A 20,363-nucleotide genomic window follows, 5' to 3' on the forward strand; every position below is an offset into this window, starting at 1 on the left:
ATACCAATAGGAGACCAGTTGATGAGTCAGTACCCGTTCAAGATCGAAATTTGCGTCGAAGGGGTAGATGGCTTGGTGGCCGCCCAAGAGGCGGGCGCTGACCGCGTGGAACTCTGCGCCAGCCTTCTGGAAGGCGGCATTACGCCAAGTCTTGGCGTGGTCAGGGCCGCGCTCACTGCCGCAACCATCCCCTTCCACGTCATCGTGCGCCCGCGTGGCGGCGACTTCCTATATTCCGAACTCGAATTCCGCTCGATGATCGAGGACGTCAAAGCGCTCAAGGAGCTTGGCGTTGCGGGGGTCGTCATCGGCTGCCTCACGGCCGAGGGCGAGATTGACGAAGCTCGGACGCGGGCTTTGGTAAACGCGGCACGCCCCATGAAGGTTACCTGCCATCGCGCTTTCGACATGACGCGCGATTTCCGCGCCGCGACCGAGGCGCTGATCGGGTGCGGTGTTGACCGCGTGCTGACCAGCGGGCAGCGCGATACCGCCGAGGAGGGCATCGAGATCCTCAAACAGACCATGGCAGTTGCCGACGGACGCATTGTCGTGATGGCGTGCGGAGCGTTGGACCAAAACAACATCGCGGCCGTTCGGCAGGCCACGGGGGTCGACGAGATGCATTTCGCTGCACTCAAGACCATCAAGAGCGGCATGGCGTTCCGCAATCCCCATGTCGGCATGGGCGGCACGGCAATCGAGCGGGAGTACGAGGTCACGCTCACCGACAAAGAAGCAGTGAGGACGACGATCGCTGCGGCAAAGGCGGCTGCCTAACCGCTTTCCGCCTAGCGCGCGGAGCGCTAGAAGCTGGCCATGGCCCGCTCCTTTTTGTTTCCGCAAGACAGCGCTGATCCAGCGACCACCAGGCTGATTGCCGCCGCTGCACAGTTCACCGGCTTCATGAAAGGGGAGCCCGGTCCGCCCCTGCCCGGCTGGTATGCGCCTCAGGGGGATAACAGCGCCTTTTTGGGCGAGCTGCTGGCGGCACTACGTGCCGCCTATCCGCAGGCAAGGCCTGCCTTTTGGGCGGTTCGGCTCTGGACCAACCTGACCTGGCAGCCGATCTACCTGGCGTTCATCGCCGTGCATGTGCATGGCGCAGTGCCAGATTTGCTGGGCCTCACCCAGCGGCGCCGGGGCATCTATGTGGATGGCTATCGGCTACTGGCAGAAGCGCAGTCGTCCGGCACGACCGAAGAGATGGTGGAAGGGGCAGCGCAGCAATTGCGCGCGCTATCAGAAACCATGCTGGAAGAGGTCAATGCATTGGCCAAGCTCAGGCCGATCCCGGCGCAGCGGCTCTTTGCGGAGCGTGTCCTGAGCCTGCTTGTCCGCCTCGCGCGCAAGCAGCCGGACTTGAGAAATGAACAGATCCGCGGCCTAGCGCAGCTATGGCTCGGCGCTCTCGATATGGAGGGCAGAGGAGAGCTTGAGGCTGTGGGGGCGCCCGATGGCACCGAAGTGCTGATCGTGCGCCGCAAAGGTTGCTGCCTGGATTATCTGATCACGCCGGACCGGCTCTGCTCTAACTGCTCGCGACAGGATGAAGAGCAACGCCGCGTCCGCCAACTCGCTGATGTCTTGGCGGAGCGGGGCTAGTCGAACTCTTCCTGTGGGTACACGCCCCAGAGCTCTTCCTGATGCAGAAAGCCCGAATAGGTGGCGCTGCGCTGCCCGGCCTCACCGCCGGTGGCGCTGACCTCGCACCATTCGCCATCGCATTGCTTGATGGTGACCTTGAGCCCCGGCCCGAGCCGTGCCCGCACTGACGACTCATCGGAGCGATTGGCACGCAGCGGGATCTCGGCATTGGCCAGGACGGGCGTGACAAAACCCATCCTCGTGCCGGACAAGAGGTTCTGGTGCACCCAGCCCTCCGTGCCATCCACATCCCTGATCTTGCGCCAGGTATCGAACTCCTGGACGATCTCGACGGGCAAGCCGGACTTCACATAGGTCCAGGCAATGTCGTATTTCGTGCCGGGGCCGACACGGACATTTATCGGGTCGGAGCGGGTGCTGGCAAAGCGCGGTAGCGGCAGCCCACTGGGGTTGGACGCCTGCGCCAAAGCGGGAGCGGCTAGGCCGAGTAGCATTGACAAGACGATCAGCAGGGCACGAAACGCGCTCTGGGACTGCCGAGTGATGATTGCGCCGGTGGTCTGGTCGAACATGACTTTGCAGATGGGTCAGAATTGCCCTATCACTAGCCCGATATCCTTAATGGTCGCTGAAGGGCTCTGCATTAGCCCGTTGTAAGCGGTGTGACCCGGAACTGAATGGCCAGCCTGAAACCTAAAATCCTCGTTACCAGGCGCCTGCCTGAAGCCATCGAAGCGCGCATGGCCACGCTGTTCGAGACCGACATCAATGAGGGCGATGTCACCCTCACCAGTCACGACATTGTCGCCGGGCTCTCTGGCAAGGACGTCTTGGTCTCTTCCATCACCGACCGGATCGATGCGGACCTCATCGCTCGGCTGCCGCCCTCGGTTCGCCTGATCGCGCAATTCGGCAATGGCGTGGACAATATCGATCTGGAGGCGGCGTGGGCGGCGGGGCTGACGGTCACCAACACGCCGTCAGTCTTGACCGAGGACACGGCCGATATGGCCATGGTGCTAATGCTGGCCCTGCCGCGACGCCTGGTCGAGGGCACGCAAAAGCTGGTCCGCGATGGCGTCTGGGCCGGCTGGTCGCCCACTTCCATGCTGGGTCACCGACTCCGGGGCAAGCAGCTCGGGATCGTCGGCATGGGCCGCATCGGCACCGCCGTCGCCCAACGGGCGAAGGCTTTCGGCCTCAACATCCATTATTATTCCCGCAACCGCCGGCCAGAAGGTCTCGAGTCGCCGCTGGAAGCGACCTATTGGTCCGATCTCGATGCTATGGTCGAGGCGGTGGACATTGTTTCGCTCCACACGCCCCACACCCGAGAAACCTTCCATATCCTGTCGGCCGAACGGCTCTCGCGGATGAAGCCGGGCAGCTTCGTGGTCAATGTCAGCCGCCCCGAGCTCGTGGATGAGACGGCACTGGTTGCGGAAATCGAGAATGGCCACTTGGCGGGCGCGGCCCTCGACGTCTTCGAGTATCGGCAGGGCATCAACCCGCACCTGCTCGCACTGGCCGAGGCCAACAAGGTGGTGTTGACCGCCCACATGGCGTCGGCCACCCTGGAAGCTCGCATCGAGATGGGCGAAACGGTGATTGTGAACATCCGCACCTTCATGGACGGGCACCAGCCGCCCCATCGGGTGCTGCCCGACGGCACCCCCAGTCACCGCAGCTAAGTCATCAAAGTGTTGCGCCAAGTATTCACCTTGACCCCGATCGCATTTCGCGGCGGGTGAGGGCCTTGCGGGAGAACCCCCTCCCCTCCTAATCGTCGCGCGCGTCGGGGTTGGATCAACCGCAGCGCTTGAGGCGGGGGAAGTCGCTTATGCAGAAGTTCGGTTGGTGGTCGCTCGCGCTGATTGGCAGCTTGATGATTGGAGCGACGACTCCCCTGCTGGCGCAGGAGGCGGCGCCGCCACTCACCCTGTCTGGCGACAATCTTGTGCTCCAGGCCATGGATCATAGCCTTTCCATGCCATTGCCGGGCTGGCTTGCCCCAGAGCAACTGCCCGCGGGGGAAGTCGGGGCCGCCGTGCCGAGCCGATATGATGTCGAAGAAGACGGCGTCCGCCTGGCGCTTTATCCTGAAGGGGAAGGCCAGGAAAGCTGGACCCAGCTGTATGGGGCCCGGATTGCGCGGAACGATGGTCGGCATCTGGCCTCCTACCGCAATCAAGTGGTCGAGACTTACGGACAACGCTGCAAGCGCGAAGTCACCGGGTTCTTTCAGCTTGGTGAGGACAATGGGGAGCAGCTGGCGCCCTTGGGCTTTGTGTGCGGTGCCTTCCACGATGGTTTGGCGGGCTTCGCCGGGCAGGGCGAAGTGATGGTGATGACCTTTCGCAAAACTGATGCGGGCGTGGCGAGCGTCTACCAGGAATGGCGCGGGGATGCGTTTGATCCGGCCGATCCGGCAAGCTGGCCGGTGGCCACCGAGGTGGTGCAGGCCCGCGCCGAATTGCTGCAGGCGCAAACACAGCTTGCTCAGGACAATTGACGCGCCGGGCCGGAGCGCCTAAGTCGCGGCAATGAGCAGAGATAACAAGCCCTCCGGACCGAGCCAGCGCATGCTTCGCGTCGGGGAACTGGTGCGTCACGCCCTGGCGAGCATGTTCGCGCGCGGTGACGTGGTAGACGACGCCTTGCGCGGTGCAGTCGTCACCGTACCTGAGGTGCGCATGACGAATGACCTCAAGATTGCCAATGCCTATGTGATGCCGCTGGGCGGGGAGCATGCCGAGGAGATCGTCGCCGCGCTCAACCGCAACAAGAAGTTTATTCGCGGCCAGGTGGCGCCCCAGATCAACATGAAGTTCGCGCCCGAAATCCGGTTCTTCGTGGACGACACCTTTGACGAAGCCAGCCGCATCGACGCGCTCTTGCGCTCGGACCGGGTGCGCCGGGATGTCGAAGCCGAAGATGGGGACGACGAGCAAGAGTGAGCGCCCCCAAACGCGTGAAACGCCCAATCTCGGGATGGGTGGTTCTCAACAAGCCCTATGACATGACCTCGACCCAGGCGGTGGGCAAGGTGCGCTGGCTTTTTGCCGCTGCCAAGGCGGGGCACGCCGGTACGCTCGATCCGCTCGCGACCGGCATTCTGCCCATCGCGTTGGGCGAAGCAACCAAGGCCGTGCCGCAAGTGCAAGACGGCACCAAAGTCTATCGCTTCGCTATTAAATGGGGCAGTGCCACCACGACCGACGATGCGGAAGGCGCGGTGATCGCCACGTCCGACGTCCGACCCAGTCGTGAGGCGCTCGAGGCTGTGCTGCCGCAGTTTACCGGAGCGGTCATGCAACGGCCGCCGATCTTTTCGGCGCTCAAGATTGCTGGTGAACGCGCCTATGATTTGGCGCGGGCCGGAGAAGCGGTGGAACTCGAGCCTCGCCCCGTGGACATCGACGCTATTGCCGTGCTCGAGCATGGCGCCGAGCACACCATGCTCGAAGTCACCTGCGGCAAGGGCACCTATGTGCGCTCGCTGGCGCGCGACCTCGCCGAGGCGCTAGGAACGCGTGGGCATGTCAGCCTGCTGCACCGCGCCGCTGTGGGCCCCTTCACCGATGCCGAAGCGGTGACGCTGGAGCAGCTCGAAGCAGCGGAAGGCGCGCAGCGCGACGCTCTTTTGGCTCCTGTGGCAGCGGGTTTCTCGGAACTACCGGAGATCCGGCTGGATGCTCTGCAGGCTTCGGCCGTGCGTCATGGCAATCCGGTGCTCCTCACCGGCGCAGCGGCCCCGGTGCAAATGGATGAGTGCTGGGCAAGCTTTGCCGGCGGGGTCGTGGCGACCGGCTCGGTGGCATACGGGCAGTTTCAGCCCCGGCGGGTCTTCAATACATAAAATAAAGGGCAGAGATTTTTCTCCACCCTTTGAGTTTAATGGTTCGGGGGCGTTGGTGCCCTTCTCTATTGCTCTTAGAAGCGACGGAAGTCCGTCAGCATCAATTTCTTGTCGCGGTGATTGCCACCCTTCTGAGCTGCCCAGAACGAGGCAATGGCGGCGGCGAGCAGCGAGGCCGAGATCAGGAAGGCCGAGATGATCGCGGTGTTGCGGGCAGTTCGGGCCGCGTCGACGGCCTGCTGGCGCGCATTTTCGACGCTTGCACTGACCTGCTCAACGCGAGCTTCGGCTTCCTGGGGGGCCAGGCCGGTGTTAGTGGCCACGGACGAGACGAGATAGGCACGATCTTCCTCGGGCAGCGGGCCCTCGTTGAGCGCAGCCTGCGCAAAGATGCGGGTTGCCTCGGCGCGAGCAGACTCGGTGTCGGTCGCCTGGGGCGAGCGGAACAGAGAGTCCACGTAATAGGCGTTCGGATCCATTTCGCTGACGGCATCGCCGGCGACCGTGGAGGCAGCCTCGGTTGCCGTCGAGGCGACTGAGCCTAGCGCATTGAGACCGGTGCCAACGCCACTCATGGCCAGATAAGCACCGACGACGGCAGCACCCGCCCAGACCAGCAGGCCGTGGACTCCGTCCCGGAGGTCGCTTTCTTCTTCGCTGGCATCAAAATGCCGGCGACGCAGACGCCCGGTGATGTAGCTGCCGGACATATAGCTGGCCAGCACGACGAAGAGGAACCAGACGGCAGCTGCAATGCCGATGAGAATCGGATTGGCATCTGCATTGTACTGGAAGTCGAGGAAGTTGAGGCCAATAGCAGCGCCGAAGCTGATCAGTATCAAGCTGACTGCGGAGGCGAGCACGATGCCCCCGATGATAGCCGGCCAGTCGACATAGCTCGACTGATCGGCGCCGGCATCGACCGACACGACCGAAGGTGAATCCATTGCCATTATACTGGCTCCTGTCTCAAGTTGACGCTTATCGGGGACGGCTTATGCCAGGCCGATGAAAGACAGGATGGCCAGAACGATGACGATGAGACCAACGATGTAGATGATGGAGTTCATTGAGAAGACCTCTCTTGGTGACGCAATGGCCCATCAACAAACAGTGAGCGAGAATCGTTCCGGAGCCCGGTGAAAACTCTTGCTCTAGGTTAACGCGAAAGGGCGGGCATACTGTCCCGCCCCTCGCCACTCGGTCGACGGGTTAAAGTCCGTCAGTCACCACATGGGTGTAGGCGCCCTCAGGCTGCGTGGTGATAGCCGGATTGTCCGGTGACACAGCCGAGAGCAGCGTGTCGACAGTCTGCTGGTAATCGGCTTCGTCGAGGACACCGGTCGAGCCCTCTGTGAGCTTATTGACCTCCTGGACCTGATAAAGCTGGTCCTCGACTGTCATGGCGCCGGTCATGTCGTTGTCGACGATGATCTGGGCGGCTTCTTCGGGGTTCTCGCGCACCCACTCCCAACCCTTCATCGAAGCGCGGACGAACTTGGTCATCTTCTCGACGAAGGCGGGGTCCTCAAGGTCTTCTTCGAGCACGTAGAGGCCGTCCTCGAGCATGCCGACGCCCTCGTCGCGATAGTTGAAGACCGTGAGTTCGTCTTCGGTGAAGCCCGCGCGCAGCACCTGGCCGTATTCGTTGTAGGTCATGGTGGAGATGCAGGCGGCCTGGTTCTGGACCAGCGGATCGACATTGAAGGCCTGGCGCAGTACTTCGACGCCCCCCTCGCTGCCATCGGTGGACAGGCCCAGCTTGGCCATCCAGGCATAGAAGGGATATTCGTTGCCAAAGAACCAGACGCCCAAGGTCTTGCCGGGGAAGTCGTCGGTGGTTTCAACACCGGCATCCTTGCGGCAGGTCAGCAGCAAGCCAGATTCAGCGAAGGGTTGGGCGATGTTGACGAGTGGTACCCCGCGTTCGCGCGCCGCCAGGCCCGCAGCCATCCAGGTGGTGATGACGTCTGCGCCACCGCCGGCGATAACCTGCTCGGGTGCAATGTCAGGGCCGCCTGGCTTGATCTCGACGTCGAGACCTTCCTCTTCGTAGAAGCCCTGCTCCTGAGCGGCGTAGTAGCCGGCAAACTGGCCCTGGGTGACCCATTTGAGCTGCAGCACGACCGAGTTGTCGTCCTGCGCCCAGGCGGCACTGGCGGTGAGCGCTACAGCGCCCGCAACCGCACCCATGAGAATGTTCTTCATTTGCGCTTTCCCCTTTTTGTTTCCTGATGGTTCAGGCACCCCGCATGGATGGATGCCAGAACGTGACCCCTCGTTCGATGAGGGCGACCACTCCGTAAAAAACCGAGCCTGCCAGGGCAGCCATGGCGATCTCGGCCCAAACCATGTCCACATTCATTCGGCCGATCTCGGCCGAGATGCGGAATCCCATGCCCGCGACCGGCGAGCCGAAGAATTCGGCGACGATGGCACCGATCAGCGCGAGCGTGGAATTGATCTTGAGGGCGTTGAAGATGAAGGGCCCCGCTGCCGGGAGCCGTAGCTTGAGCAGCGTCTGCCAGTAGGATGCGGCATAGGTGCGCATAAGGTCGCGCTCGATGGCGCTCGCTGCATTGAGGCCGGCCACCGTATTCACCAGCATGGGGAAGAAGGTCATGATGACCACGACGGCCGCCTTGGACTGCCAGTCAAAGCCAAACCACATGACCATGATGGGTGCGACACCAACGATGGGCAGGGCGGAAACGAAATTGCCCAAGGGCAGGAGCCCCGATTTGAGAAATGGGGAACGGTCGATGAGGATGGCAACAAGGAAGCCAAGGCCGCACCCCAGGGCGTAGCCCGCAAGTACCGCCTTGAGGAAGGTTTGCTGGAAGTCGATCCAGAGTAGGCCCAGTGAGCTGGCAATGCGGGCACCGATCATCGAGGGTGGCGGCAGAATAACCTGCGGGACATTGGCGCCGCGGGTGACCACTTCCCAGGCGACCAGCAGGGTCATTCCGAAGACTACCGGGATCAGGAGGCCCAGACCGGCATTGTCGCCCAATCGAGGGGCCAAGGCCTTGCTCAGGCGCTCGACGAACAACCAGGAAAAGAGCCAGGCGGCCACCAGCGCCATCCAGAAAAAGGGCGGGATGGGACTAAACACATTGATCGTCGTCAACACCGCCACCGCGCCAAGCAGGGCAAAGGCGCCATCGACCCAAAGCCCTAGCGGCACGATGAAGCGGAGCATGGAGGCGACGCCCAGCAGCAGAAAGGCTTTAAGCACCAGCGCCGTCTCGAAAGGCGTCACGAGGCTCAATGCCACAGCCGCAGCAGAAAGCCCGCCGGCGACAATTGCCAGGAAATGCTGGAACTGCGTCATGCTGGGCGCGCTCCCATGGCGCGATTGACGAGCTTTTCCACAAGGCCAACAGCGAGGACCAGCAGCGCCGCCAGGATCGAGGCCGCCACGAGCGCCGACCAGATCTGCACCGTCTGGCTGTAATAGGAGCCGGCAAGGAGACGCGCGCCCAGGCCGGCGACGGCGCCGGTCGGCAGTTCGCCCACTATGGCACCGACGAGACTGGCGGCAACGCCAACTTTGAGCGAGGCAAAAAGGAAGGGCATAGCAGCGGGCCAACGCAGCTTCCAGAAGGTCTGGTTGGCGCTGGCGCTATAGGTGTGCATGAGGTCGAGTTGGATCGCTTCAGGCGAGCGCAGGCCTTTGACCATGCCTACGGCAACTGGAAAGAAGCTGAGATAGGCCGAGATGATCGCTTTGCTGAGCAGGCGCGCGGGATCAGTGGGCATGCCGATGGTGCCGGTGAAGAGATTGAAGCCAATGACCACGATCAGCGGCGCCAACGCCAGAATGGGGATAGTTTGGCTGGCGACGATCCAGGGCATGAGCGAGCGGTTCATCGCCTCGGAATGAACAATCAGCACGGCAAGGGCGATGCCGAGAACCGAGCCGAGGGCGAAACCGAGTCCTGTGGCCGAGAACGTCACCCAGGCATGAAACAGAAGACTGCGCGGCTTGTTGGGCGCCACCATGACCGTGCTGTTCCAGAGTTCCTCGGCCACCTGATGCGGCGTGGGCAACACAGGCTTTTCCTGGTTCCAGGTGTCGGCAATAAACTGGGTCAGGGGAACATTGGTGACATCCCCGCGCCGGTAAACGTCATTCTGCCAGGGCGCATTGAGCGCGATCGCGGCGAGATACCAGACGACCACAAGAGCGATGAGGATGGTGAGGATTGGGATGGCGCGCTTCATGCGGCGTCACCATCGGCAAAGACCCCCACCCGGCCTCCCCCTGAGAGAGGGAGGAGGGGGGCTGGTGGGTGCAAGATACAGCGCCAATCACCGTTCCGTTCCTCCCCCTCCCAGGGGGAGGCTAGGTGGGGGTTACGCGATGGCGTGCTCAACACCACCATCACACCGTCTCCTCATAAGAGTGGCCAGCGCGCAAGCCTTCCCGCACGCGGGCGGCGATGGCAAGGAACTCCGGCGTCTCGCGGATGTCGAGCGGGCGCTCGCGCGGCAGGGTGGATTCGATCACATCGGTCACCCGACCCGGTCGCGGCGACATGACGACGATCTTGGTTGAAAGATAAACCGCCTCGGGAATGGAGTGGGTCACAAAGCAAATGGTTTTGCCGGTGCGGGACCAGAGCTTGAGCAGTTCAAAATTGAGGTGGTCGCGCACGATCTCGTCGAGGGCGCCGAAGGGCTCGTCCATTAGGAGGAGATCGGCGTCGAAGGCCAGCGCCCGCGCGATGGACGCCCGCTGCTGCATGCCGCCTGACAATTGCCAGGGGTACTTTTTCTCAAAGCCCGCGAGGTTCACCAGATCCAGCGTGCGAGCGATGCGTTCGGACTGCTGCGCCGCGGAATAGCCCATGATCTCGAGCGGCAGGGCAACGTTCTTTTCGATGGTGCGCCAAGGGTAGAGGGCAGGCGCCTGGAAAACATAGCCGTAGGAGCGATCCTTGCGGGCGTTTTCCGGCGTCTGTCCATTGACTGTCAAAAGGCCCGAAGTGGGTCGCTCCAGATCGGCGATCGTGCGTAGGAACGTGGTCTTGCCACAGCCCGACGGCCCGATGAAGGACACGAAGTCGCCCTTAGCGATGGTAAGGTTCACGTCCGAGAGGGCATGAACCGGGCCGTCATTGGTCTGGAACGTTAGGCCGAGATTGGTGGCGGACACCACCGCGTGGGGCGCAGCCTTGTCTGTGAGGGAAGTGGAAGTTTCGGTCATCACGGACAAGAGCTGGTGCCTTTCTCAGCTGGGTTGAACGACCGGCTGCCGGAAAGCGGCGGCTTGCCTCTCCCCAGTACCGAACAAATGCAAAAGGTGTGCCGAACGGCGTTGTCTGGCTATTGCGCCCGCCATCTGACTGCCACCCAAGAAGGGGGGATCAATGCTGCCTAAATAACCGGCAGCACGCCCATCGATACGAGCCCTTGGCGTGACCATCAGACGCCCGTCGCCGGAATGCCAGAGCGCTCGATCTTGCGTGGCGCGACGATCTCCTTCCACTGGCTGAGCGCACGGTTGACCGCGCCCTTGGGCTCGCGCGCGACGAACTTGCCGTGTCCGGGTTCGGTCTTGATCTCGCTCTCGACGATGGCAACCTTGCCGCGCGTCAGCACGAAACGAGGCAAACCGGTGACTTCAAAGCCTTCGAAGACATTGTAGTCTATAACCGACTGCTGGTTTTCAGATGAGATGGTCTTGCTGCACTTGGGGTCCCAGACGAGGAGGTCGGCATCGGCACCCACCATCACCGCACCCTTTTTGGGGTACATGCCCAGGATCTTGGCGATGTTGGTGGAGGTGACGGCAACGAACTCGTTCATGGTCAGGCGACCCGTATTAACGCCTGCCGTCCACAGCACTGGCAGGCGATCTTCGAGACCACCTGTTCCATTGGGGATCTTGGAGAAATTGCCGACGCCGGTGCGCTTCTGCTCGGTGGTGAAGGCGCAATGGTCGGTAGCTACGACGGAAAGCGAGCCGGCCTGCAGACCCGCCCAGAGCGAATCTTGATGTTGCTTGTTGCGGAAGGGGGGCGACATGACCCGGCGCGCCGCATGATCCCAGTCGGGGTTGAAGTACTCGCTCTCGTCCAGCGTCAGGTGCTGCACCAAAGGTTCGCCATAGACGCGCATTCCCTTCTGACGGGCGCGGCGGATCGCTTCATGCGCCTGCTCGGACGAGACATGCACGACATAAAGCGGCACGCCGGCCATATCAGCGATCATGATGGCCCGGTTGGTGGCTTCGCCCTCCACTTCGGGCGGGCGAGAATAGGCGTGGGCCTCGGGTCCATTATTGCCTTCGGCCAAGAGCTTGGCCGTCATGGCAGCGACCACATCGCCGTTTTCGGCGTGAACCAGCGGCAGCCCGCCCAGATCGGCACAGCGCTGGAAGGAGGCAAACAACTCATCGTCGTTTACCATCAGCGCGCCCTTGTAGGCCATGAAGTGCTTGAAAGTGGTGATGCCACGGTCGACCACATCGGCCATTTCGTTGAAGACCTGCTCGCCCCACCAGGTGATTGCCATGTGGAACGAATAGTCCGCCGAGGCCTTGCCCGACTTGTTGTCCCACATCTGGAGCGCTTCGAGCAGACTTTGGCCGGGGCTCGGCAGACAGAAATCGACAACCATTGTCGTGCCGCCGGCAAGAGCAGCACGGGTGCCGCTTTCAAAATCATCGGCCGAATAGGTGCCCATGAAGGGCATCTCGAGATGGGTATGAGGATCGATGCCACCGGGCATGACGTAGCAACCCGAGGCGTCGAGCGTCTCGTCGCCAGACAGGTTCTGTCCGATCTCGACGATGGTCTCGCCCTCGATCTTGACGTCGGCCTTGTAGGTCAGGTCCGCCGTGACGATGGTGCCGTTCTTGATGACCTTGCTTGCCATGATGTGCCCCTAACTTACGATTTCAGCAGTTTCGACCACCGCGTGGAACAGCACTTCAGCGCCGGCACGCGCCCAATCCTTGGTGATTTCCTCGGCCTCGTTGTGGCTGAGACCATCGACGCAGGGGCACATCACCATGGCGGTGGGCGCCACGCGGTTGATCCAGCAGGCGTCGTGGCCGGCACCGGAGACGAGGTCGCGATGCGAATAGCCCAGCCGCTCGACGGCATTGCGCACGGCGGCAACGCAGCCAGCGTCGAAAGTGACGGGATCGAAATGCCCGGTAACTTCCATTGCGAAGCCCAGGCCTAGCTGGTCGGCTATCTTGGGCGCCTCAGCTTCAAGCCGGGTCTTCATGGCATCGAGGATAGCCTGGTCGGGCGAGCGGAAGTCGACGGTGAACACCACCTTACCCGGGATGACGTTGCGCGAATTGGGATAGACATCGACATGGCCGATGGCGCCGACCGCCTGGGGTTGGTGGCTCATGGCAATTTCGTGCACCAGTTCGGTAATCCGCGCCATGCCGAGCCCGGCATTCTTGCGCATGGGCATGGGGGTCGAACCGGTATGGGCATCCTTGCCGGTGAGCGTGATCTCGAGCCACCAGAGCCCCTGGCCGTGGGTGACGACGCCGATGTCCTTGCCCTCGGCCTCGAGGATCGGCCCTTGTTCGATATGGAGTTCGAAAAAGGCGTGAATCTTGCGCTCACCGACTTTTTCGTCGCCCTTCCAGCCGATCCGCTCCAATTCGTCGCCAAAGCGCAGGCCCTTGGCATCCTTGCGATCATAGGCCCAATCGAGATCGTGGAGGCCGGCAAAGACACCCGAGGCCAGCATGGCCGGGGCGAAGCGCGTGCCCTCCTCATTGGTCCAGTTGGTGACGACGATGGGGTGCTTGGTCTTGATACCAAGATCGTTGAGGCTGCGCACGATTTCCAGGCCACCGAGGACGCCCAGCACGCCATCATATTTGCCACCGGTGGGCTGGGTGTCGAGGTGGCTGCCGACATAGACCGGCAAGGCGTGGGGGTCGGTGCCCTCGCGGCGGGCAAACATGGTGCCCATCTCATCGATGCCCATGCTCATACCGGCGTCTTCGCACCAGCGGCGAAAGAGCTGGCGCCCCTCGGCATCCGCATCGGTCAGCGTCTGGCGGTTGTTGCCGCCGGCGACGCCCGGACCGATCTTGGCCATCTCCATTAGGCTGTCCCAGAGCCGGTCACCATTGATACGAAGGTTTTCTCCTGGTGCAGACATCTGGGCGCTTCCTTTGACTGAAGGCTATTTGAGGCTGGGGAAGGTGAACTCCGCACCACCCTTGATGCCGGCGGGCCAGCGGGTGGTGACGGTTTTCAGCCGAGTATAGAAGTGAACGCCCTCGGGTCCGTAGATGGAGTGATCGCCGAAGAGCGAGCGCTTCCAACCGCCAAAGGAGTGGTAGGCAACCGGCACTGGGATCGGTACGTTCACACCCACCATGCCCACCTCGATCTTGTCGGCGAATTCGCGCGCAGCATCTCCATCACGGGTAAAGATGGCGGTGCCGTTGCCATATTCGTGCGTATTGATGAGATCGACGGCCTCGGCATAGTCGGCAGCGCGGACCACCGACAGTACCGGGCCGAAGATCTCTTCCTTGTAGATGGTCATGTCGCGGGTCACGTTGTCGAACAGCGTGCCGCCGACATAGTAGCCTTCTTCATAGCCCTGGAGCTTGAAGCCGCGGCCATCCACCACCAGTTCGGCGCCTTCCTCGACGCCCTTATCGATATAGCCAACGATCTTGTCGCGATGCGCCTTGGTGACCACCGGACCCATTTCGGCGTCCTTGTCGGTCGCCGGACCGATCTTGAGGGCTTCCACGCGCGGCTTGAGCTTGGCGACCAGCGCATCGCCAGTTTCCTTGCCGACCGGCACGGCGACGGAAATCGCCATGCAGCGCTCGCCGGCCGAGCCGTAGCCAGCGCCCATCAGGGCGTCGGCAGCCTGGTCGAGATCGGCATCGGGCATGATGACCATGTGGTTCTTGGCGCCACCGAGTGCCTGGACGCGCTTTCCGGCCGTCGTGCCGCGCTGATAGACGTATTCGGCGATGGGGGTGGAGCCGACGAAGCTCACCGCCTTGATGTCGGGGTGGTCGAGAATGCCGTCGACCATCTCCTTGTCGCCATGAACGATGTTGAGCACGCCCTCGGGAAGCCCCGCTTCCATGAAGAGGTTCCAGGCGAGCATGGAGGCGGATGGATCGCGCTCGGAAGGCTTAAGGATGAAGCTGTTGCCGCAGGCAATGGCGGCTGGATACATCCACATCGGCACCATGGCAGGGAAGTTAAAAGGCGTGATGCCGGCAACGACGCCCAGGGGCTGGCGGTCCGAATAGGAGTCGATGCTTGGGCCAACATTGCGGGAGAATTCGCCCTTGAGCAGTTGCGGGATGCCGCAGGCGAAATCCACGCAATCGATGCCGCGCGCCACCTCGCCCAAGGCATCGTCATGGACCTTGCCATGTTCCTTTGAGATCTCGCGGGCGATATCGTGGGCGTGCTGATCCAGGAGCGCCTTGAACTTGAACATGACGCGGGCCCGCTTCATGGGCGGGGTGTTACCCCAGGCGATCTGCGCCTCCTTCGCAGAGGCCACGGCCTTGTTCAGCTCGTCGAGGGTCGAGAGCGGCAGTTCGGCGGCTTGCTCGCCGGTCGCCGGGTTGAAAACAGGAACGCGGCGGCTGGATGAGGAGACGTAGCGCTTGCCGGCGACGGCGTTCTCGATGATCTGCATTAGTCGATGCTCCGCAACGCGGCGCGCACGCCGTCTACCAGTTCGCCGATCTGGGATTCCGAAATGATCAGCGGTGGACTCATGGCGATGATGTCGCCGGTGGTCCGGATGAGATAGCCCGTTTCATAGGCTTTGAGGAAAGCCGAGAACGCGCGCTTGGTGGGTTGCCCAGCGATCGGCTCGAGCTCAATGGCGCCGACGAGGCCAATATTGCGGATATCGATGACGTGGGGCTCGCCCTTGAGAGAATGGAGCGCATCTTCCCAGGCTTTCGCCAGTTGGGCACCGCGGGTCAGCAGCCCCTCTTCCTTGTAGGTTTCCAGCGTCGCGAGCGCTGCCGCCGAGGCCACCGGATTGCCCGAATAGGTATAGCCATGGAAGAACTCGATGACGTGCTCGGGCCCCTGCATGAAGGCATCGTGGATCTCGGCCGAGACCATGACCGCGCCCATGGGGATGATGCCATTGGTGAGGCCCTTGGCTGTCACCATGATGTCGGGCACCACGTCGAAATAATCCGCGCCAAACGGCGTTCCGAGGCGACCAAAGCCGGTAATCACTTCATCGAAGATGAGGAGAATGCCATGCTTCTTGGTGATCTCCCGCAGGCGCTTGAGATAGCCGGCGGGCGGGATCAGTACGCCGGTGGAGCCAGCCACGGGCTCGACGATCACCGCAGCGATGGTCGAAGCATCGTGAAGGGTGACGATGCGCTCGAGCTCGTCGGCCAGATCCAGCCCATGCTCGGGCAGACCGCGCGAGAAGGCGTTCTTGGCGAGGTTGTGCGTATGCGGCATGTGGTCGACGCCACTGAGCAGCGTGCCGAACATCTTGCGGTTGGTGACAATGCCGCCCACCGAGATGCCACCGAAATTCACGCCGTGATAGGCGCGTTCGCGGCCGATGAGACGAGTGCGGGCGCCCTCCCCTTTCACCCGATGGTATGCCAGCGCGACTTTGAGCGCCGTTTCCACCGACTCTGAGCCCGAATTGGTGAAGAGCACATGGTCCAGCCCCTTGGGCGCGATGTCGACCAGCCGGTTGGCCAACTCGAACGCCTTGGGGTGCCCCATTTGGAAGGCTGGCGCATAGTCGAGCTCGGCCGCCTGCTTGGCGATCGCCTCGACGATGCGGGGCCGCGCGTGGCCAGCATTGACGCACCAGAGGCCAGCCGTGCCGTCAAGCACCTGCCGACCATCATTGGTGGTGTAGTGCATGTCCTTGGCCGCGACGAACATGCGCGGCGCTTTCTTGTACTGGCGATTTGCCGTGAACGGCATCCAGAAGGCGCTCAGATCATTTGGCGCGACTGCAGATGAATTGGACACGAAACCCCTCGCCTTCATGCTTTTCGGCTGGTTCTACTTTAGGCCTTGACGCGGAAGCGGGAAGTCCAGAATTTTGACCAGTTGGAAAAATGTTAGCACTCCCAGACTTTCCCGCAAGGCGAAAATGCCGCCGACAAAAGTGAAAATTGCCGAACCGCAGATAAGTCCGAGACGCCAGAGCAAGGCGGCAGCGAAGGCGCGCCCCCTCACGCGGATACAAAGAGAGAAGCAGGACTTGATCCTGGAGGCGGCACTCGAGGTCTTCTCGGTGCATGGCTTTCGTGGCGCGACCATCGACATGATCGCCGAGACCGCCGGGATGAGCAAACCCAATCTGCTCTACTATTTCCCGCGCAAGGAGGAGATCCATCGCCGCTTGATGGCCACCCTGCTCGACACCTGGCTCGCGCCGCTACGGGAGATGAAGGCGGACGGCGATCCGTTCCCCGAGATCCGCTCCTATATCCGGCGCAAGCTGGAAATGGCACGGGACTTTCCGCGCGAAAGCCGGCTCTTCGCCAATGAGATGCTGCAGGGCGCCCCCAGAATCATCGAGATGATTGAGGTGGACCTCAGAAACCTTGTCGATGAGAAAGCGGCGGTTCTCTTGAGTTGGATGGATCAAGGGCGGATCGCCCGCACGGACCCCTATCACTTGATCTTTTCAATTTGGGCGACGACGCAGCATTACGCTGATTTCGATGTGCAGGTACGGGCCGTTCTGGGGCCGGCGCGTGGTGGCGAGGGCCGTTTCGAGGATGCCGCCCGCTATTTGGAGCAGTTGTTCCTGCATGGTCTGACGCCGAAGGTGAAGTCGGCGCCGCACTAGTGCGGCGCCGAGCCGTCAAGCCAGTTCGATGTAGATGTTGAGATCGGCCGCAAGACGATCGCCCTGGCGAACCTTGCTCACCTCACCGACAAGCGCGAGCGCGCCACTGTCGAGCAATGGAGCGACAAGCTTGCCCGCATTGCCCGGCAGGTAGCCGAGGTGCTGGTCACCGGCCAGAACGGCCACTGCAGTTGCCGGCTCGAAGCGGCGGGAAGGATCCCGTTGCAGCGTCAGCGGGGTCCCCGGTGTCAAACGCCGGACCGCGTCCGCCTGAACGGATGTCAGGTAGCTTCGAGCGAGTGGATGGAGCTTTGCTGAGGACCCGCCAGGCACCGCCGCCGCTAAAGCGGGCGCCGTTGCGAGTAGGCCCGCACCGCCAGCGAGAAAGGCGCGACGAAACATGGTGCCCTCCTAGAGCTGCTCGGCTTGGGCGCCCGTACCCGGACGAGCGCGGCCAAGAGCCGGCTCTTCGCCAAGGGGCTCCATATTGCGCGTTTCGAATGTGCCGTTGCCGTCGATCGACTCGCCTTCTGACCACCGGCCCTGCACCGGCTCGCTGCCATCCTGCTTGAACCCGAGATAGGCGTAGCTGAATTCCTGCTTTTCTTCGGTCTGCGGGTGGCTGTTGGGGATCGGGAAGACGTCCTGGGCACCACCGAGCTCTTCGAGCGCGGCCAGCCACTGGTTCTGGTGCATGGTGTCGCGTGCAATGAGGAACTGCAGCATGTCCTTCATGCCGGGATCATTGGTCATGTTGTAAAGACGCACAGCGAGAACCCGGCCCGTAGACTCGGCGGTAACGTTGGCGGTCATGTCGGCGGCAATGTTGCCACTGGCGTAGCAATGGCTCATGTCGAACGGCACGCCGTCGGAGTCGACGGGCATAGCGGCCAAGCCGGCCGACAGGATGTTCTTCATGTTCATGCCGCCGAGAACGGCACCAGCCACCGGGTCCGCTGCCACTGCTTCCTGTTCGCCGACCGGCGCACCTTCAAGATTGAGCGCTACTGCCGTCGCTAGCATTTCGATGTGGCCCAGCTCTTCTGTGGCTGTGTTCAGCAGCAGGTCGCGGAACTTGGGATTACCACGAGCTCCCATGGCCTGGAAGAAATACTGCATGGCGACGCGGATCTCGCCCTCGACGCCGCCAATCGCCTGCTGCAGGGCGCGGGCGAAAATCGGATCGGGAGTTTCGACGAAAACGGGATATTGCAGCTTACCATCGGTATAGAACATGGGAGGGAGCTCCGGTTGTTGGAGCCTTACAAACCCTACCGGAGCAGCGGAGTTGCTTGTGCCGTTAAGCTGCAATTTAGGTTACTGACAGCCTACCGTCAGGTAACCTGCCGCAATGTTGCCCCAATACATTAGCGCCGAGCCTAAAGAGCCGTAACTTTCTGCGGAACCCTCCAAGTTTCTGATCAGCTATTGGTGAAGTTCACCGCCGTGGCCAAAGGGCAACAGCTTGGAACCTGGTTCTAAAATTGGGGTACCGCAGTTCCGCAGAGCGGCCGGAGGTGGTCGGAAGTAGATTCATTTCCTCTGAATGCGGAAAGTAAGTTCCTCGTGGCACTGAGTCTCGCCGCATTAAGCTGTTGCACAACCACAACAGTTCCCCGCTTTGCGGCTGGTGTCCCAAAGTGGATCACATTCTGGCCCAAAGGAGATTTTAGACGGGCTGCACCTTAACTGAAGCGAGAACTACTCCAGTGAACAAGAAGATCCTCTCCGCTGCTGTGATTGCTGCCTCTGTGCTGTCCTTCTCTTCTGCTGCTTATGCACAATGTGGTGGTGCCTCCTGGTATGGTCCTGGGTTCAATGGCAAGGTCGCGGCCTCGGGGGAGATCTTCAACGAGAACGCCATGACTGCGGCGCACCGCTCGCTCCCGTTTGGCACGCAGGTACTGGTGACCGATCAGCGGACTGGCGAAAAGGTGCAGGTCACGATCAACGATCGGGGGCCGTTTCATGGTAGCCGGGTGATCGATTTGTCCAAGGCCGCTGCGACCAAGCTGGGCTTCCGCAATCGCGGCACCACCTCGGTTTGTCTTTCTGCGCTCTGATTTCTGAACGAGATCTGAACGCTCGAAAGGGGTCGCCAAGCGGCCCCTTTGCTCTAACCGCACCTAAGCGCTACAAGATCAGACGCATTCCGCTGCCTGGCACCAGGTAGCGATCCACACGTGGAGTGATGCAGCACCCTCACCAAGGCGTAAAGCCAGTTGACGGTCGCCGCCCTTTCCCCTATAGACCCCGCGACTTGGCGGCTCCCATGTGCCGCCGCTTTCATTTCATCCCGGACGCCTGCGACATGCCAAGAGGCGCATGCGGCCGGTTGGACGCCAAGAGGACCGTTATGGCCAATACGCCGTCAGCCAAGAAGGCTACCCGCAAGATCGAAGCCCGCACCGCGGTCAACAAGTCGCGCCGCAGCCGCGTTCGCACATTCATCCGCAAGGTCGAGGAAGCAATTGCCGGTGGCGATCACGCCGCTGCCATGTCGGCGCTCAAGGCTGCCGAGCCCGAGATCAACCGCGCCGCTTCCAAGGGCATCGTTCACGCCAATCTGGCGGCTCGCAAGGTGTCCCGCCTCAACAATCGCGTTAAGGCTCTCAACGCCTAAGATGATCCGCCTCTGAGGAGGCGCTAGCGAATTGACAATGGGCTCCGCGAGGGGCCCTTTTTCTTTGATCCGTCTGAGCATGGTTTTTCCGAGTCGGGCGCCACGTGTCATTCTGATGACACATGCGCCGCGCAAGCGAGATAACCCCAACCAAGCAAATATATCGAGCGTAGTCAGCCTCTTAACAGGATGGGCTGCCATTGTGAAAATGTCACAATGCCCTCCCGACACCCCTACGCAGCACGCGACAGAAATAAATTTTTGGTTGTCACTTTCCGGCTAAGGAATCGAATCTGCATTGAGTCACAGAGCGTTGCCGCAGGTTAATTTTCGGAGGCCTGGCAGGGTAAAAACCAAAGGTTAGAGTCAAGCCCCCATTTTAGAGATTCACGTGTTGCGGGGCCAAAATGCTCCCTCTAAAGTAATCTGGTCAGCAGGAAAAAGGGCGCC

At 61.8% G+C, this 20,363-nt stretch carries 21 protein-coding genes; 9 read left to right on the forward strand and 12 right to left on the reverse strand.

Annotated features, from left to right (window positions below; translation table 11 throughout):
- The first annotated feature begins 21 nt into the window (after positions 1 to 21).
- Positions 22 to 780, forward strand: coding sequence for a copper homeostasis protein CutC (locus QOV41_RS19580; RefSeq protein ID WP_284578657.1), 759 nt, complete (start codon positions 22 to 24; stop codon positions 778 to 780).
- A gap of 39 nt (positions 781 to 819) precedes the next feature.
- The gene (locus QOV41_RS19585) at positions 820 to 1,605 is read left to right on the forward strand and encodes a siderophore ferric iron reductase (RefSeq protein WP_284578658.1); all 786 of its coding nucleotides are present in this window, start codon (positions 820 to 822) and stop codon (positions 1,603 to 1,605) included.
- On the opposite strand, the gene QOV41_RS19590 is transcribed toward QOV41_RS19585, so the two are convergent.
- Positions 1,602 to 2,180, reverse strand: coding sequence for an SH3 domain-containing protein (locus QOV41_RS19590; RefSeq protein ID WP_284578660.1), 579 nt, complete (start codon positions 2,178 to 2,180; stop codon positions 1,602 to 1,604). The genes QOV41_RS19585 and QOV41_RS19590 overlap by 4 nt on opposite strands.
- A gap of 105 nt (positions 2,181 to 2,285) precedes the next feature.
- On the opposite strand from QOV41_RS19590, the gene QOV41_RS19595 reads away from it, so the two are divergent.
- The 4 genes from QOV41_RS19595 (at position 2,286) to truB (ending at position 5,467) form a co-directional block, all read left to right on the forward strand.
- Positions 2,286 to 3,299, forward strand: a complete 1,014-nt coding sequence (locus QOV41_RS19595; RefSeq protein ID WP_284578661.1) for a 2-hydroxyacid dehydrogenase — start codon at positions 2,286 to 2,288, stop codon at positions 3,297 to 3,299.
- A gap of 149 nt (positions 3,300 to 3,448) precedes the next feature.
- The gene (locus QOV41_RS19600; protein WP_284578663.1) at positions 3,449 to 4,120 is read left to right on the forward strand and encodes a hypothetical protein; all 672 of its coding nucleotides are present in this window, start codon (positions 3,449 to 3,451) and stop codon (positions 4,118 to 4,120) included.
- 31 nt (positions 4,121 to 4,151) lie between these two features.
- Entirely contained in the window at positions 4,152 to 4,565 is a 414-nt protein-coding gene (rbfA, locus tag QOV41_RS19605; RefSeq protein WP_284578664.1) for a 30S ribosome-binding factor RbfA, read from the forward strand.
- Positions 4,562 to 5,467, forward strand: coding sequence for a tRNA pseudouridine(55) synthase TruB (gene truB, locus QOV41_RS19610; protein ID WP_284578665.1), 906 nt, complete (start codon positions 4,562 to 4,564; stop codon positions 5,465 to 5,467). The genes rbfA and truB overlap by 4 nt, the downstream gene beginning before the upstream one ends.
- Before the next feature lie 74 nt (positions 5,468 to 5,541).
- Here the strand turns inward: truB and QOV41_RS19615 are convergent, their stop codons facing one another.
- From QOV41_RS19615 to aptA, 9 genes are all read right to left on the reverse strand, one after another.
- The gene (locus QOV41_RS19615; protein ID WP_284578666.1) at positions 5,542 to 6,420 is read right to left on the reverse strand and encodes a hypothetical protein; all 879 of its coding nucleotides are present in this window, start codon (positions 6,418 to 6,420) and stop codon (positions 5,542 to 5,544) included.
- Between the two features lie 259 nt (positions 6,421 to 6,679).
- Positions 6,680 to 7,675, reverse strand: a complete 996-nt coding sequence (locus QOV41_RS19620; protein ID WP_284578667.1) for an ABC transporter substrate-binding protein — start codon at positions 7,673 to 7,675, stop codon at positions 6,680 to 6,682.
- Positions 7,676 to 7,706: 31 nt separating this feature from the next.
- On the reverse strand, positions 7,707 to 8,801 hold the full coding sequence (locus tag QOV41_RS19625) for an ABC transporter permease (RefSeq protein ID WP_284578668.1): 1,095 nt from the start codon (positions 8,799 to 8,801) through the stop codon (positions 7,707 to 7,709).
- Complete coding sequence (locus tag QOV41_RS19630; protein WP_284578671.1) at positions 8,798 to 9,694, reverse strand: ABC transporter permease; 897 nt, start codon at positions 9,692 to 9,694, stop codon at positions 8,798 to 8,800. Before QOV41_RS19630 ends, QOV41_RS19625 begins: the two co-directional genes overlap by 4 nt.
- A 160-nt stretch (positions 9,695 to 9,854) precedes the next feature.
- On the reverse strand, positions 9,855 to 10,679 hold the full coding sequence (locus tag QOV41_RS19635; protein WP_284578673.1) for an ABC transporter ATP-binding protein: 825 nt from the start codon (positions 10,677 to 10,679) through the stop codon (positions 9,855 to 9,857).
- 218 nt (positions 10,680 to 10,897) lie between these two features.
- Positions 10,898 to 12,352 carry a dihydropyrimidinase gene (gene hydA, locus QOV41_RS19640; RefSeq protein WP_284578675.1) on the reverse strand — a complete coding sequence of 485 codons (1,455 nt, stop codon included), beginning with the start codon at positions 12,350 to 12,352 and terminating at the stop codon, positions 10,898 to 10,900.
- Positions 12,353 to 12,361: 9 nt separating this feature from the next.
- Positions 12,362 to 13,612, reverse strand: a complete 1,251-nt coding sequence (locus tag QOV41_RS19645) for a Zn-dependent hydrolase (RefSeq protein ID WP_284578677.1) — start codon at positions 13,610 to 13,612, stop codon at positions 12,362 to 12,364.
- Positions 13,613 to 13,636: 24 nt separating this feature from the next.
- Complete coding sequence (locus tag QOV41_RS19650; protein ID WP_284578679.1) at positions 13,637 to 15,133, reverse strand: CoA-acylating methylmalonate-semialdehyde dehydrogenase; 1,497 nt, start codon at positions 15,131 to 15,133, stop codon at positions 13,637 to 13,639.
- Positions 15,133 to 16,479, reverse strand: coding sequence for an omega-aminotransferase AptA (gene aptA / locus QOV41_RS19655; protein WP_415926732.1), 1,347 nt, complete (start codon positions 16,477 to 16,479; stop codon positions 15,133 to 15,135). Before aptA ends, QOV41_RS19650 begins: the two co-directional genes overlap by 1 nt.
- Positions 16,480 to 16,534: 55 nt before the next feature.
- On the opposite strand from aptA, the gene QOV41_RS19660 reads away from it, so the two are divergent.
- Positions 16,535 to 17,290 carry a TetR family transcriptional regulator C-terminal domain-containing protein gene (locus tag QOV41_RS19660; RefSeq protein ID WP_284578680.1) on the forward strand — a complete coding sequence of 252 codons (756 nt, stop codon included), beginning with the start codon at positions 16,535 to 16,537 and terminating at the stop codon, positions 17,288 to 17,290.
- Between the two features lie 15 nt (positions 17,291 to 17,305).
- Here the strand turns inward: QOV41_RS19660 and QOV41_RS19665 are convergent, their stop codons facing one another.
- On the reverse strand, positions 17,306 to 17,692 hold the full coding sequence (locus QOV41_RS19665; RefSeq protein ID WP_284578681.1) for an HIRAN domain-containing protein: 387 nt from the start codon (positions 17,690 to 17,692) through the stop codon (positions 17,306 to 17,308).
- Between the two features lie 9 nt (positions 17,693 to 17,701).
- The gene (locus tag QOV41_RS19670; RefSeq protein ID WP_284578682.1) at positions 17,702 to 18,526 is read right to left on the reverse strand and encodes a manganese catalase family protein; all 825 of its coding nucleotides are present in this window, start codon (positions 18,524 to 18,526) and stop codon (positions 17,702 to 17,704) included.
- A gap of 473 nt (positions 18,527 to 18,999) precedes the next feature.
- Between QOV41_RS19670 and QOV41_RS19675 the strand changes: the two genes are divergently transcribed.
- Together QOV41_RS19675 and rpsT are read left to right on the forward strand one after the other, a co-directional pair.
- Positions 19,000 to 19,353 carry a septal ring lytic transglycosylase RlpA family protein gene (locus QOV41_RS19675; RefSeq protein ID WP_284578684.1) on the forward strand — a complete coding sequence of 118 codons (354 nt, stop codon included), beginning with the start codon at positions 19,000 to 19,002 and terminating at the stop codon, positions 19,351 to 19,353.
- 293 nt (positions 19,354 to 19,646) lie between these two features.
- Positions 19,647 to 19,913, forward strand: a complete 267-nt coding sequence (gene rpsT / locus QOV41_RS19680; protein WP_284578685.1) for a 30S ribosomal protein S20 — start codon at positions 19,647 to 19,649, stop codon at positions 19,911 to 19,913.
- Positions 19,914 to 20,363 lie beyond the last annotated feature (450 nt).

It is taken from the genome of Devosia sp. RR2S18, assembly GCF_030177755.1.
Taxonomy (GTDB): domain Bacteria; phylum Pseudomonadota; class Alphaproteobacteria; order Rhizobiales; family Devosiaceae; genus Devosia; species Devosia rhizosphaerae.